Genomic DNA, 14,495 nt, shown 5'->3' on the forward strand with positions numbered 1-14,495 from the left:
GGAAGCGGAGTAGGGCGGGCCGGCGAGGCGGCCTGTGAGGCTGGCAGATTTTGGCGCAAACGCCGGGCCGTCCGGGGCATGGGTGACAATACCTGCCTGTTCCAAGCAGGCTTTGCCCGAGGAACGGGCTCCGGGCCAGCCGCCCTGTGGGTTTTCCGATTCGACTGCCGGCCCTGCGCCGCCTTGCCACTGTGAATGCCGCTTCCGTCCTGATCGATTTTGTTGCCGCCGACCCGGGCCAGCCCGCCCTGCGTGGGGCGTTCGGGCCGCCGCGCGAGGTGTTGCAGGCTTTCCGCCCCGAGGACGTCGCGGCCGTGCTCGACCGGGCCCATCGGGCTGCATGCGACGGCGCATGGTGTGTGGGCTGGGTCGCCTACGAAGCGGCAGCCGCTTTCGACCGGGCTTTCGAAACCGCCGATGGCGCTCGGGCTGCCGTTCGCGGGCCGCTGGCCTGGTTCGCGATTTTCGACCGCATCGGCGAGTGGCCGCACCCTTCGGGTGGCGCTGCGCCTTTCTACCGGGCCGGCGACTGGCGCGACGAGACCGACGATGCCGAGTTCCTTCGGGGGATGACCCGCATCGCGCAAGCCATCCAGGACGGCGAGAACTATCAGGTCAATTACACGACGCGGCTGCACGGCCGCTTCGAGGGCGATGCCCGCGCTTTTTTCCAGGCCCTGCTGCGCTCGCAGCCGCAGAGTTATGCGGCCTACATCGACATGGGCGACTCGCGCATTCTGTCGGTCTCGCCCGAGCTGTTCTTCGACTGGCGCGACGGCCGGCTGCTGTCGCGGCCGATGAAGGGCACTGCCGCGCGCGGTGCCACGCCCGAGCTCGACGCGGCGCAGGCCGCCTATCTGCGTGCCAACGAAAAAGAGCGGGCCGAAAACCTGATGATCGTGGACCTGATCCGCAACGATCTTTCTCGTGTGGCGTTGCCGCACACGGTGAAGGTGCCGCGGCTGTTCGAAACCCAGGCCTGGCCGACGGTGTGGCAGATGACCTCGGACGTGACCGCGGCGAGCCGTCCCGGCACGCGGCTGTCGGATGTGTTCGGTGCGCTGTTTCCCTGCGGCTCGGTGACGGGCGTGCCCAAGGTCCGCGCGATGCAGCTGATCCGTTCGCTCGAGCGCTCGCCGCGGGGCGTGTACTGCGGAGCCATCGGCGTGCTGCAGCCGGGCGGGGCGGCCACGTTCAGCGTCGGCATTCGCACCGTGGTGCTCGACGGCGAGGGGGCCGCCCTGTGCGGCGTGGGCAGCGGCATCACGAGCGATGCGACACCCGATGCAGAGCGGCGCGAATGGCGCAGCAAGCGCTCTTTCCTGGTCCGGGCGAGCGAGGTCTTCGACATTCTCGAGACCGTGCTGCTGCGCGACGGCCGTCTGCCCCATGCGCCTGCGCATCTGGCCCGCATGGCGCGCGCGGCGGCCCGTTTCAACTACCCCTGGAGCCCCGGGATCGCCGCAGAGGCGCGCGGGCTGCTCGAAAGCCAGGCCGGCGACCATCCGGCCGGCGACTGGCGGCTGCGTCTGCTGCTGTCGGCAGAGGGCGGGCTGACGGTGCAGGCGGTGGCACAGCCGGCGGTGCCGTTGCCGGTCAAGGTGGCGCTGGCCCATGCACCGCTGCGCCGGAGCCAGGGTGCATTCGTGCGGTTCAAGACCACCCGGCGTGCCCATTACGATGCGCTCGCGCCCACGGCACCGGATGTCTTCGACAGCCTGCTCTACAACCTCGAGGGCGAGATCACCGAGTTCACGCGCGGCAATGCGGTGTTCGAGATCGATGGCCGCTGGGTGACGCCGGCGCTGTCGTGCGGCCTGCTCGACGGCGTGGGGCGGCAGTGGGTGCTCGACCACGGCGTGCCGCCCGAGGGTGGCGCCGATGCCGGCCAGCCGGTGACCGAATCCGTGGTGCGGCTGGAGGATCTGGCGCGCGTGACGCAGTGCGTGTTCGTCAACAGCTGCCGCGGCTGGTTGCCGGCGGTGCTCAGCCGCCCGGCTTGAGAGTCAGCACCCAGTCGGCGAGTTGCCTGGCTTCGGCCTCGTTGACCTTGGGATTGGCAGGCATGGGGATCGGGCCCCAGACACCGCCGCCGCCGTTGCGGATCTTGTCGGCGAGCCGGGTGGCGGCCTCGGGATGGTCGGCGTACTTGCTGGCGATGTCCTTGAAGGCCGGTCCCACGATCTTGCGCTGAACACCGTGGCAGGACAGGCAGTTCTTGCTCGCCGCCATGCGCTGCTCGGCCGACACCTGGGCCTGCGCGGCGACCGGCACGGCGCCCACGGCGGCCGCCAGCCCCCAGATCGTGAGAACCATCCGCCTCGCACCCAGGCCCATCGGGCGGGTTGCGCGATTCCCTGGGCGATCAGTAATCGTCAAGTACCGCACCCCGTGTGGCGCTCGATGCGTTGAACGCGAACTTGGCCTGCACGCCGCGTGTGTACCGCGGCTTGGGCGGCGTCCAGCCTTCGCGGCGCTGCGCGATGGTGGCCTCGTCCACCAGCAGGTCGAGCTTGAGCGCGTGGGCATCGATCGTGATCGAGTCGCCTTCGTGGATGAAGGCGATCAGGCCGCCGGCCGCGGCTTCGGGTGCCACATGGCCGACCACCATGCCCCAGGTGCCTCCCGAGAAACGGCCGTCGGTGATCAGTCCCACCGATTCGCCCAGGCCGGCGCCGATCAGGGCCCCCGTGGGGGCCAGCATCTCGGGCATGCCCGGACCGCCCTTGGGGCCGAGGTAACGCAGCACCATGACGTCGCCGGCCACGATACGGCCATCCAGAATGGCCTGCAGCGCGGACTGCTCGTCATCGAACACGCGGGCCGGGCCGGTGATGACGGGGTTCTTCAGTCCGGTGATCTTGGCCACCGCGCCTTCGGGCGACAGATTGCCCTTGAGGATGGCCAGATGGCCTTCGCTGTACAGCGCGCGGTCGATGGTGCGGATCACGTCCTGGTCGGCCCGGGGCACATCGGGCACATCGGCCAGGGTCTCGGCGATGGTCTGGCCGGTGATGGTCAGGCAGTCGCCATGCAGCAGGCCGGCATTGAGCAGCACCTTCATGACCTGCGGAATGCCGCCCGCACGGTGCAGGTCGGTGGCCATGTACTTGCCGGAGGGCTTGAGATCGCAGATCACCGGGACACGCTTGCGGATGCGTTCGAAGTCGTCGAGCGTCCACTCCACGCCGGCGGTGTGGGCGATGGCCAGGAAGTGCAGCACGGCATTGGTCGAGCCGCCGGTGGCCATGATGACCGAGACGGCATTCTCGATCGCCTCGCGGGTCACGATGTCGCGCGGCTTGATGTCCTGGCGGATGGCTTCGAGCAGCACCTTGGCCGACTCCTTGGCCGAGTTCTGTTTTTCGTCGTGCGGATTGGCCATGGTCGACGAGTAGGGCAGGCTCATGCCCAGGGCCTCGAAGGCCGAGCTCATGGTGTTGGCGGTGTACATGCCGCCGCACGAGCCGGTGCCCGGGATCGCGCGTTTCTCGATCTCGTTCAGGTCTTCGTCGCTGAGCTTGCCGGCCGCGTTCTGGCCCACGGCCTCGAACACGCTGACGATGTTGAGATCCTGGCCCTTGTAGCGGCCGGGCAGGATGGTGCCGCCGTAGACATAGATGGAGGGCACGTTGGCGCGCAGCATGCCCATCATGCCGCCCGGCATGTTCTTGTCGCAGCCGCCCACCACCAGTACGCCGTCCATCCATTGGCCCTGCACGCAGGTCTCGATGCAATCCGAGATGACCTCGCGGCTGACCAGGCTGTACTTCATGCCTTCGGTGCCCATGGACATGCCGTCGGAAATCGTGGGCGTGCCGAAGACCTGGGCGTTGCCGCCGGCTTCCTCGATGCCCTCGATGGCGGCATCGGCCAGTTTCTGCAGGCCCGAGTTGCAGGGCGTGATGGTGCTGTGGCCGTTGGCGACGCCCACCATCGGCTTGGCGAAGTCCGACTCCTGGTAGCCCATGCCGTAGAACATGGAGCGGTTGGAGGCGCGGGACTTGCCTTCCGTGATGTTTCTGCTGCGGCGGTTGATCGCCAGATCCTGAGAGTCGCTCATGGGTGGGTCTCCGTGGGGGATGTTGTCGCCGGCGCCAGGCGGTGCGGGCCGGCGGGTGCCAGGGGCGCGAGTATGCGATGCGGACAGAAATATTTCCAATCCATTTTAAATTCTTGATTAATATGTCTGGCGTATGAGCAATCCCTACCCGCCACCGCCGCCCGAATTGCGCTCGTGGCGCCATTTTGTGGCCGTGGCCCAGGAACTGCACTTCGGCCGCGCGGCGGCCCGCCTGGCCATGACGCAACCGCCGCTGACGCAATCCATCGCGCAGCTCGAAGCCCTGCTGGGGGTGCGGCTGTTCGACCGCAACAAACGCCGGGTGCTGCTGACGCCCGAAGGCCAGGCGCTGCTGCCGGATGCGCTGGAGCTCATTGCGCGCGCCTACGCCTTGCCCGAGCGCGCCCGTGCCATTGCCGGCGGCGAGGTGGGCCGCGTGCGGCTGGCCTTTGTCTCGACCTTCGGTTACGACCGCCTGCCGGCCTGGGTCCGCACCTACCGGGACCAGCATCCGCAGGTCACGCTGGAGCTGATCGAGGCCACCGGCGACCTGCAACTGGCGGGCCTCGAGCAGGGGCAGGTCGATGCGGGCTTTGTGCTGCATGCACCGGGCTTCGTGCCCAAGGGCATGGCCAGCCTGCCGGTCGCCACCGAAGCCCTGTGGCTGGCCATGCCGCACAACCATCCGCTGGCCCGCACGCCCGCCGAGCAGGCCCTCGATCTGGAGCAGGTCTGGCGCGAGCCCCTGGTGATCTTTCCGCGCCACAGCCTGCCCTCGGTCTACGACGCCGTGTTCGGTCTCTACCACTCGGTCGGTCAAAGTCCGCAGGTGGCACAGGAGGCGGTGCAGATGCAGACCATCGTCAATCTGGTGTCCGCCGGCCTGGGGCTGGCCTGGGTGCCGCAGAGCGTGACGCAACTGCGCCGGCCGGGCGTGGTCTACCGCCAGCCCTGGTCCGAACCGGTGCTGTGGTGCGAAACCAGCCTGGTGTGGCCGCAGCACATGAAACGGGCTGCCGTGCTGGGGTTCGTGGCGTTCGTTCGCGAACAGCTGTCGCCGCATCCGGCCTGAATTCCGCTCGGCCGGAGGCCCCGCACGCGACGCCGCGCCACGGGCTGGCAAGGTGTTTGCATGAGGGCATGAGCGGATGGGAACAGCTGGGGCCGGACCGCGTCATGTGTTTCGATCTGTGTCGTAGGACGTGGCCGCAAGGGTGTTGGCCAGAGCATGTGCCATGCTATCTTTAGAGGAATGCTGACGATGACAACCCCCTCTCCATCCTCTCCATCGACCGATTCTCCCGTGGCCCATGCAGGCTCAGGGCCGGAGATTCCGGTGCCGGCGATCAGCGCCGAGCACGCGCTGTTTCTGGATTTCGACGGCACGCTGGTGGACATCGCACAGACGCCCGACGGCGTGGTGCTGCCGACCGGACTGGTGCAGACGCTGGCTCGATTGCACGAGGCGCTCGGCGGTGCGCTGGGCATCATCACCGGACGGCCTCTCGATCAGGTCGACCACTACCTGGCACCCCTGGTCCTGGCGGTAGCCGGCGAGCATGGGGCGGTGCGCCGCGCTGCCGATGGTGTCCTGTCGAACGCACCGGTACCCGACCTGATGCGTGCCATTGCGGCGATGGACGATTTCTCGCGCCAGCACAGCGGCTTGATGGTCGAACGCAAGGGCCACGGTCTGGCGCTGCACTACCGCGCCGCCCCCGATTTGGGTCCGGCCTGCCTGGAACTGGCGAATACGCTGGCCGCACAGCAGCCTGGATTGGTGGTGCTGCACGGCAAGGCCGTGGTCGAGCTCAAGTCCGCCGAAGTGGACAAGGGCCGCGCGCTCGCCGCGCTGATGCAGAGCGCACCGTTCGCCGGCCGCCGGCCGCTCTTCGTGGGCGACGACACCACCGACGAAGCGGCGATCGCCGTGGCGCAGCAACTGGGGGGCACAGGCATCAAGGTGGGCGAGGGCGCCAGCGCAGCCCAGGCCCGGCTGGCCAGCCCGCAAGCCGTGCTGGCCTATCTGCAGGCGGCTGCCCAGGCACTCGCACCGCAGCCGCAGGCCGCTTCCTGAAGCGCATTCCGAGTTTTATGTTGTTCCACCCGCCAGGCCCGCCGACATGACATCAGCCCCCACACCCGATCCGATTCCCGGCTCCAATGCCAAGCTGCCTGCGTCCCTGTCCCTGGGCGTGATCGGCAACTGCGCCTTCAGCGCGCTCATCGATGCCCATGGCCGTCTGGTCTGGAGCTGCCTGCCGCGCTTCGATGGCGATCCGGTGTTCAATGCGCTGCTCGACGACAGCGAGAAGGGCAGCGATTTCGCCATCGAGCTCGAGGCCTTTTCGCATGCCGAGCAGATGTACGTGCCCAATACGGCGGTGCTGCGCACGCGGCTGTACGACCAGCACGGGCAGGCGGTCGAGATCACCGATTTCGCGCCCCGGTTCACCTCGCGCGACCGGGATTTCCGGCCGATGATGATCGTGCGGCGCGTGCGCCCGCTGCACGGCTGGCCGCGCATCCGGGTGCGCGTCAATCCGCGTTTCGACTGGGGCCGGACCGAGCCCCACATCACGCGCGGCAGCAACCATCTGCGGTATGTCGGCCCCGATCTGACGCTGCGCCTCAATACCAATGCCCCGCTGTCGCATGTGCTGGCGCAGACCGCCTTCGTGCTGCCGGGCGAGCTCAACTTTCTGCTCGGATCGGACGAGACGCTGCAGACCGGCATCGCCGAGACCGCGCGCGACTTCGAGCAGAAGACCACCGATTACTGGCGCCAGTGGACCCGCCGCCTGGCACTGCCGCTCGAGTGGCAGGATGCCGTCATCCGTGCGGCCATCACGCTCAAGCTGTCGCTGTACGAGGACACCGGCGCCATCATCGCCGCGATGACCACCAGCATCCCCGAGGCCCCGGGCAGTTCGCGCAACTGGGACTACCGTTATTGCTGGCTGCGCGACGCCTTCTTTGTGGTGCGTGCGCTCAACAGCCTGTCCGAAGTGGCCACCATGGAGGACTATCTGCGCTGGATGAGCAACGTGGTCATCGATTCCCAAGGGGGCCATATCCAGCCGCTGTTCGGCATCGGCCTCGAGAAGTCGCTGCCCGAGAGCTTCGTCGACAACCTGCCCGGCTACCGCGGCATGGGACCGGTGCGCGTGGGCAACCAGGCGCAGGAGCATTTCCAGCACGACGTCTACGGCAACGTGATCCTGGGTGCGGCGCAGGCTTTTCACGATCACCGTCTGCTGCATCGTGCGGGGGCCCGCGAGTTCCGGGCCCTCGAACGCGTGGGCGAGCAGGCCGTGCGGGTGTTCGACCAGCCCGACGCCGGCATGTGGGAATTGCGCACGCGCGCCCGCATCCACACCTCTTCGGCCATCATGAGCTGGGCCGCCTGCGACCGGTTGGCCAAGATCGCCGCCACGCTCAAGCTGCCCGACCGTGCCGATTACTGGGCCGGGCACGCCGAAGGCATGCGCGAGCGTATCCTGAAGGAGTCGTGGAACGAGGAGCGGCAGGCCTTCGCCGAGAGCTTCGGCGGCCGCGACATGGATGCGTCGGTGCTGCTGATGGCCGAGGTCGGCATCGTCGACCCCAAGGATCCGCGTTTCATCTCGACCGTCGACGAGCTCGAGCGTGTGCTGTGCGACGGCCCCTACATGCGGCGCTACGAAGCGCCTGACGATTTCGGCCGGCCCGAGACCGCCTTCAACATCTGCGCTTTCTGGCGCATCGACGCGCTGGCCCGCATCGGGCGCAAGAAGGAGGCTCGCGCCATCTTCGAGGCCATGCTGGCGGTGCGCAATCCGCTGGGCCTGCTTTCCGAGGATACCCATCCGGTGACCGGCGAAATGTGGGGCAATTTTCCGCAGACCTATTCCATGGTCGGCATCATCAACGGCGCCATGCGCCTGTCGGCCCGGTGGGACAGCGTGATCTGATCGTCAGCGCCCACCCGGTCATTTCACAGAAAGATTACGCACGATGCCAAGACTTGTCGCCGTCTCCAATCGCTTGGCAGATCCCCGAAAAGCCGCCGCCGGCGGACTGGCCGTCGCGCTCAGCGATGCATTGGCCAACACCGGCGGGCTCTGGTTCGGCTGGAGCGGAAAAACCATCGTCGACGGCACACCCGGAGAGGGCGAGTTGCATGTTCATCAGGCCGGCGATGTGACGCTGGCCGAGCTCGACCTCGCGCAGGAGGACGAGCAGGACTACTACGAGGGCTACAGCAACGGTGTGCTCTGGCCGGTCTTTCATTACCGGCTCGATCTGGCGCTGTTCGAGCCCCGGCATCTCGAGGGCTATCGCCGGGTCAACCGCCTGTTCGCCCGCAAGCTGATGCCGCTGCTGCGGCCGGACGATCTGATCTGGATCCACGATTACCACCTGATCCCGCTGGCCAGCGAACTGCGTGCCATGGGATGCAAGAACCGCATCGGTTTTTTTCTGCATGTGCCGCTGCCGCCGCACCAGATCCTGGCGGCCATTCCGCAACACGAATGGCTGATGCGTTCACTGTTCGCGTACGACGTGATCGGCCTGCAGAGCCAGACCGACGTGACGCATTTCGCGCGCTACGTGATGAACGAAGCCAATGCCGAACGGCTCGACGACAACCGCTTTCGTGCGTTCAACGGCACGGTGGTGGTGCAGGCCTGGCCCATCAGCATCGATGTCGACGAGTTCCAGCGCCTGGCCCAGACCCGCGAGTCGATGGACACGTTCCAGACCATGCGGCGCCAGTCGCGCGACCGCAGGCTGCTGGTGGGGGTCGATCGGCTCGACTACAGCAAGGGCCTGCCGCAGCGGCTGAAGGCGTTTGCCGAACTGCTCCAGCGGTATCCCGAAAACCGAGGGCACAGCACGCTGATCCAGATCGCATCGCCGTCGCGTGAAAGCGTGGATGCCTATGCCGACCTGCGCCGCGAAATGGACACGCTGTGCGGCGCCATCAACGGCGACTATGGCGAACTGGACTGGATGCCGGTGCGCTACATCCACCGCACCATTGCGCGCAAGCGGATTCCCGGGCTCTACCGCGCCGCGCGCGTCGCGCTGGTCACACCGCTGCGCGACGGCATGAACCTGGTGGCCAAGGAATACATCGCCTCGCAGGATCCGGCCGACCCGGGCGTGCTGGTGCTCTCCCGTTTTGCCGGCGCAGCCGAGCAACTGGCCGATGCCCTGCTGGTGAACCCCTACGACACGGCGGGCACGGCCGAGGCCATGCAGGTGGCCTTGCAGATGCCGCTGCAGGAGCGGGTGAATCGTCACCAGCGCCTGATGGACGTGCTGCGGCAGCGCGACATTCACTGGTGGCAGCGCAGTTTCCTCGAGGCGCTGGAGAACGTGCCCGTCACCGCGCCCTGAACGGCGACGAGGCCCCGGCCGCAGCGGCCGGCGGCAGCACACCGCCGCAGTTGTATCAGCCTTCTTCGCGGCTGGCCCGGTCGATGGCGGCAATGCTGGCCGCATCGAGCTGCAGCGTGGCTGCGCTGGCGAGCTTGGCCAATTGTTCGAGCGAGGTCGCGCTGGCGATCGGGGCGGTGATGGCGGGGCGTGCGATCTGCCAGGCCAGCGCCACTTCGGCAGGCGTGGCGCCGTGCTGTTCGGCTGCGGCGTCGAGGGCAGCCAGGATGCGCAGGCCGCGGGGATTGAGGTATTTGTCGACGGTGCTCTTGCCGCGGGCGCTCTTGTCCGCATCGGCGGCGCTGCGGTACTTGCCGGTCAGGAATCCGGCGGCCAGTGCGTAGTAGTTGATCACGCCGACGCCGCGTGCGGTCACCAGCGGTTCGAGTTCACGTTCGAAGACGGCACGGTCGCACAGGTTGTAGAGCGGCTGCAGGCTCTCGTAGCGCGGCAGGTTCTGCTGTTCGGCCACATCCAGCGCTTGGGCCAGCCGTGCGGCGGTGAAGTTCGACGCGCCGATGGCCCGCACCTTGCCGGCCTTGATGAGGTCGGCATAGGTGCCCAGCACATCCTCGATCGGCACTTCGGCGTCGTCCTGATGCGACTGGTAGAGGTCGACGTGGTCGGTGCGCAGGCGCTTGAGCGAGGCATCGATGGACTGTCGGATATGGGCCGGCCGCAGGCCGACACGGCCTTCGCCCAGGTCCATGCCGACCTTGGTGGCCAGCACCACGCGTTCGCGCCGGCCGCCGCCCTGGGCCAGCCACTGGCCGATCAGCGTTTCGGATTCACCGCCCTGATGACCGGGGACCCAGCGCGAATACACGTCGGCGGTGTCGACGAAGTTGAAGCCCGCTTCCAGCCACGCATCGAGCAGGCGAAAGGATTGCGCCGGGTCGGCCGTCCAGCCGAACACATTGCCGCCGAAGGCCAGCGGCGACACCTGCAGGCCCGAACGGCCGAGTTCCTTGAGGGGGAGGGACATGAAAAAGCTCCTGCTTCTGAACAAGGGAAGGCGGCATTCGCGAATGCCGCGCGGTGATCGGACGATTGTGCAGCGCATGGCGATTTCATGCAGGAGGCCGGCCGAATTGGGCACAATGCGACCATGCTGATACATCCCCAATTCGATCCCATCGCGCTGCAGGTCGGCCCGCTCGCCATCCACTGGTATGGCCTGATGTACCTGGTGGCCTTTGTCCTGTTTGTCGTGACGGGCACCCTGCGTTGCCGGCAGCCGCAATATGCCCAGTTGGGCTGGCAGCGGCGCGACATCGAGGACCTGCTGTTCTGGGGCGTGCTGGGGGTGGTGATCGGCGGGCGCATCGGCTTCTGCCTGTTCTACCAGCCCAGCTACTACCTGGCCCATCCGCTCGAGATCTTTTACGTGTGGCGCGGCGGCATGAGCTTTCACGGCGGCATGCTGGGCGTGATCGTGGCGATGGTGCTGTTTGCGCGCAGCCGCAAGCGGCCCTGGCTGCAGGTCACCGACCTCATCGCACCCTGCGTGCCGCTGGGCCTGGCGGCGGGCCGGCTGGGCAACTTCATCAACGGCGAGCTGTGGGGGCGTTTTGCCGATCCCTCGCTGCCCTGGGCCATGGTGTTTCCGCAGAGCGGCTCCAATCTGCCGCGCCATCCCTCGCAGATCTACCAGTTCCTGATGGAGGGATTGCTGCTGTTCGTTCTGCTGTGGCTGTATGCCCGCAAGCCCCGTCACACGGGCGAGGTCTCGGCCGCATTCCTGGTGGGTTACGGCACCTTCCGTTTCATTGCCGAGTACTTCCGCGAGCCCGACAGCTACCTCGGCCTGCTGGCCTTCAGCATGAGCATGGGACAGTGGCTGTGCCTGCCCATGATCCTGGCCGGCGCGGCCCTGTGGGGCTGGTCACGCAAGCAGGCGCTGGGACCGGAACGGCCGGCCCGCCGCGCCTGAGCTTCCGCGGATCGCCGAGAGGCGGTGCGGTCACGGCCTCTCGGTCCGGGATCAGAACTGCGCCGTCATGCCCATGAAGTAGGCCCGGCCGCCGATGTCGAAGTCGTTGCCTTCGCGCGTTTCCTTGCCCGTGAGGTTGAGCACCCCGGCGCGCAGGGTGATCTGGTCGTTGAGCACGTAGCGGGTGGTCAGGTCATAGGTGGTGTAGGCCTTGGCGTAGGTGCTGCTGGTGGTGCCGATGCTGAGTTTCTTGCCGGTGTGCTGAGCGCTCAGGCCGACGCTCCAGCGGTGCGTGGCTTGCCAGTCCAGTGTGGAGTAGACCGTCAGCTTGGGCACGGCCAGCAGGTCGGCACCGGTGGTCAGGTTCTTGGACTCGAGCATGCGGGTCACATTGGTTTTCCACTGCAGGTTGCGCAGCACCGGCACCGTTGCGGTCGCTTCCACGCCGCGCGTGCGGGCCTTCTGGGCGTTGGCCATGCGGGTCCACCAGTAGCCGTTGAGGTAGCCCAGCGGGGCGTAGTCGATCTTGTTCTTGAAGTTGGTGTGGAAATAGGTGGCACCGAACGACCAGTCGTTGCGATCGAAGCCGACGCCCAGTTCGGCGCTGGTGCTGGTCTCGGGCTTGAGGTCGGGGTTGCCCACCATGTAGCAGCCGGTCGTGCCGTCCGCATTGCGCTGGCTGTAGTTCCAGCCGAGACCGGCGAGGCTGGTGCAGCCCCGGCCGCCCGACTGCGTGGCTGCGCCCGGTGAGTTTTCCTTCAGGTTGGGGGCGCGGAAACCGCGCGAGACGCCGCCCTTGAGTGTCCAGGCCTCGGCCGGGTGGTAGACCAGGTAGGCGCGCGGGCTCCAGTTGTTGCCGTATTTTTCGTGGTGGTCCATGCGCAGGCCGAGGGTCAGCGACAGCGGATCCAGCAGGTAGAGCTGGTTTTCACCGAACAAGGCCCAGTTGGTGGCCTTGAGCTTGCTTCCGCTCACCGCGTTGCCGGCGAAGTCGATCGGGATGGTGCCGATGGTGTCGCCGTTGGTCAGTTCCTCGCGTTTCAGTTGCAGGCCGACCGTGAGTGCCTGGTCGATGCCGAGCTTGAAGGGCACGTCGAAACGGCCGTCCAGCGTGGTTTCGTTCGAGGTGTTGCCGATGGTGCCTTCGCCCTTGTCCTTGTAGCTGTTGCGGTAGAGGTTGACCTTGGAGGTGGCCCGGCCGTAGCGGCCCTCGTGCGAGACGGCGTAGTAGTCGTGGACCAGCTTGGACAGGCCCCAGCCGTAGACCAGCGGATCGCCGTCGGCATCGACGGCACTGGAGCCGCTGGCGCGCTGGTCGCCGCGCGAACCTTCGACGGTCAGCGTGTGGTCGGGGGTGACCTTCCAGTTGACCAGTGCGTTCACGTTCTGGTTGCGTGAGCCGGAGGTGACCTGGTAGCCGCTGGGCGAGAAGCCGTCGTTGCCCTCGTCCGATGCCCGGCGCGTGATGTTGGCACCCAGGCGCACGCCCACGTCCTCGGTCACCGGGCCGCTGATGTTGAAGCCGACCTGTGCCGTGTCGCCCCGGTCTCGGCTGTCGGGCTGGGTGTAGTGGGTCGAGACCGAACCCGACCAGACCTTGGCCACCTTGCGCGTGATGATGTTGATCACGCCGCCCATGGCTTCCGAACCGTAGAGCGAGGACATGGGGCCGCGCACCACCTCGATGCGCTCGATCATTTCCGGCGATATCCAGTCCAGATCCTGCTGGCCCAGGTCGTCGCGGTAGTTGACACCCGAGGAACTGCCCTGGCGCTTGCCGTCGATCAGGATGAGGGTGTACTTGTCGGGCAGGCCGCGCAGCTTGATCTTGGATTGCGGGCCGGTGGCGCTCAGCCCGCCGGTCACGCCGGGAATGGTGGAGAGCAGTTCACCCAGGCTGCCGACAGGCTTGCGCTCGATGTCCTCGCGCGTGATGACGCTGATGCTGGCAGGCGCATCCCGCAGTTCGGTGGCCGAGCCCGATGCCGTGACGACGACGGTCGACAGCGTGGGGCTGCCGGCGGCAGCGGCATGGGCCTGGGCCGGTTCGGAGACCGCCTGAGCGTGCGCGGCGCTGCCGAGCAGAGTCAGCAGTGCGGCGGCAGCGGCTGGACGCAGGGGATGGGGAATAGGCATGGATGTCGCTCCTCGGTTTGAAATATCGGTTTTGGCTCCAAAATCGTTCTAGGAACGATTCTCGAAATATTGGATATGACATTGGTACAGCTCAATTCATAATCCAAAAATAGGAGCATTACTCTAGAGGATGCGAATCATACGCGTTATGTGTCTCAATATGAAAAGACACCGGATTTCTGGGGATTTGACGGGCCTGTGACGCGATGCCGTGTCCGACTATCGTTAAAAGCAATTGACTTGATAAGATCAATCAATTTCTATAATAATCAGGATGGACTTACCATTTCAGGTACCGCAAGTTCATATCCCCTTTTTCTCAAACCTCAGGAGTTCTCTACATGTCTCTGGTCAACACCCCCATCAAACCTTTCAAGGCAACGGCCTATCAGAACGGCAAGTTCATCGACGTCTCTGACGAATCCCTGAAGGGCAAGTGGGCCGTGGTGGTGTTCTATCCCGCCGATTTCACGTTCGTGTGCCCGACCGAGCTGGAAGACCTGGCCGACAACTACGCCGAGTTCCAGAAGCTGGGCGTCGAGGTGTACTCGGTGTCCACCGACACGCATTTCTCGCACAAGGCCTGGCACGACACGTCGCCCGCCATCGGCAAGATCCAGTACCCCATGATCGGTGACCCGACCTGGGAAATCACCAGCAACTTCGACGTGCTGCGCGCCGGTCAAGGCCTGGCTGACCGCGGCACCTTCATCATCGATCCGCAAGGCGTGATCCAGGCTGTCGAAGTGACCGCCGAAGGCATCGGCCGCGACGCCAAGGAACTGCTGCGCAAGGTCAAGGCCGCCATCTACGTGGCCAACCACCCCGGCGAAGTGTGCCCGGCCAAGTGGACCGAAGGCGAACAGACCCTGGCTCCCTCGCTGGACCTGGTCGGCAAGATCTAAACATCGCGCCCTCGAGCTGGGCGCGTGTCGCCCA

11 protein-coding genes are annotated in these 14,495 nt (G+C 66.5%); 7 read left to right on the forward strand and 4 right to left on the reverse strand.

Annotated elements, in window-relative coordinates:
- Positions 1–191 precede the first annotated feature (191 nt).
- The gene (pabB, locus tag EC845_RS11615) at positions 192–2,003 is read left to right on the forward strand and encodes an aminodeoxychorismate synthase component I (protein ID WP_123298461.1); all 1,812 of its coding nucleotides are present in this window, start codon (positions 192–194) and stop codon (positions 2,001–2,003) included.
- Here the strand turns inward: pabB and EC845_RS11620 are convergent.
- Together EC845_RS11620 and ilvD are read right to left on the reverse strand one after the other, a co-directional pair.
- Positions 1,987–2,316 (reverse strand): c-type cytochrome, encoded by a 330-nt coding sequence (locus tag EC845_RS11620; protein WP_123298462.1) that lies wholly within the window; start codon positions 2,314–2,316, stop codon positions 1,987–1,989. The two genes, pabB and EC845_RS11620, sit on opposite strands and share 17 nt — an antisense overlap.
- Positions 2,317–2,365: 49 nt before the next feature.
- Positions 2,366–4,063, reverse strand: a complete 1,698-nt coding sequence (gene ilvD / locus EC845_RS11625) for a dihydroxy-acid dehydratase (RefSeq protein WP_123298263.1) — start codon at positions 4,061–4,063, stop codon at positions 2,366–2,368.
- A gap of 133 nt (positions 4,064–4,196) precedes the next feature.
- Here ilvD and EC845_RS11630 point away from each other — a divergent pair, with 133 nt between their 5' ends.
- The 4 genes from EC845_RS11630 to otsA all read left to right on the forward strand — a co-directional run bounded on the left by EC845_RS11630 (position 4,197) and on the right by otsA (position 9,448).
- A complete protein-coding gene (locus EC845_RS11630; RefSeq protein WP_123298264.1) occupies positions 4,197–5,135 on the forward strand; it encodes a LysR family transcriptional regulator in 939 nt (312 codons plus the stop codon).
- 189 nt (positions 5,136–5,324) lie between these two features.
- Complete coding sequence (otsB, locus tag EC845_RS11635) at positions 5,325–6,140, forward strand: trehalose-phosphatase (protein WP_199739786.1); 816 nt, start codon at positions 5,325–5,327, stop codon at positions 6,138–6,140.
- Between the two features lie 46 nt (positions 6,141–6,186).
- Positions 6,187–8,016, forward strand: coding sequence for a glycoside hydrolase family 15 protein (locus EC845_RS11640; protein ID WP_123298265.1), 1,830 nt, complete (start codon positions 6,187–6,189; stop codon positions 8,014–8,016).
- A 43-nt stretch (positions 8,017–8,059) separates the two neighbouring features.
- Positions 8,060–9,448 carry an alpha,alpha-trehalose-phosphate synthase (UDP-forming) gene (gene otsA, locus EC845_RS11645; RefSeq protein ID WP_123298266.1) on the forward strand — a complete coding sequence of 463 codons (1,389 nt, stop codon included), beginning with the start codon at positions 8,060–8,062 and terminating at the stop codon, positions 9,446–9,448.
- Positions 9,449–9,503: 55 nt separating this feature from the next.
- Here the strand turns inward: otsA and EC845_RS11650 are convergent, their stop codons facing one another.
- Entirely contained in the window at positions 9,504–10,472 is a 969-nt protein-coding gene (locus EC845_RS11650; protein WP_123298267.1) for an aldo/keto reductase, read from the reverse strand.
- Positions 10,473–10,595: 123 nt separating this feature from the next.
- Between EC845_RS11650 and lgt the strand changes: the two genes are divergently transcribed.
- Entirely contained in the window at positions 10,596–11,420 is an 825-nt protein-coding gene (gene lgt / locus EC845_RS11655) for a prolipoprotein diacylglyceryl transferase (protein ID WP_123298464.1), read from the forward strand.
- A gap of 51 nt (positions 11,421–11,471) precedes the next feature.
- Here the strand turns inward: lgt and EC845_RS11660 are convergent, their stop codons facing one another.
- Positions 11,472–13,556 (reverse strand): TonB-dependent receptor domain-containing protein, encoded by a 2,085-nt coding sequence (locus tag EC845_RS11660; protein WP_123298268.1) that lies wholly within the window; start codon positions 13,554–13,556, stop codon positions 11,472–11,474.
- 341 nt (positions 13,557–13,897) lie between these two features.
- Here EC845_RS11660 and ahpC point away from each other — a divergent pair, with 341 nt between their 5' ends.
- Entirely contained in the window at positions 13,898–14,461 is a 564-nt protein-coding gene (ahpC, locus tag EC845_RS11665; RefSeq protein WP_123298269.1) for an alkyl hydroperoxide reductase subunit C, read from the forward strand.
- Positions 14,462–14,495 lie beyond the last annotated feature (34 nt).

The organism is Comamonas sp. BIGb0124, from assembly GCF_003752175.1.
In the GTDB taxonomy this organism is placed as follows: Bacteria; Pseudomonadota; Gammaproteobacteria; order Burkholderiales; family Burkholderiaceae_C; genus Comamonas_F.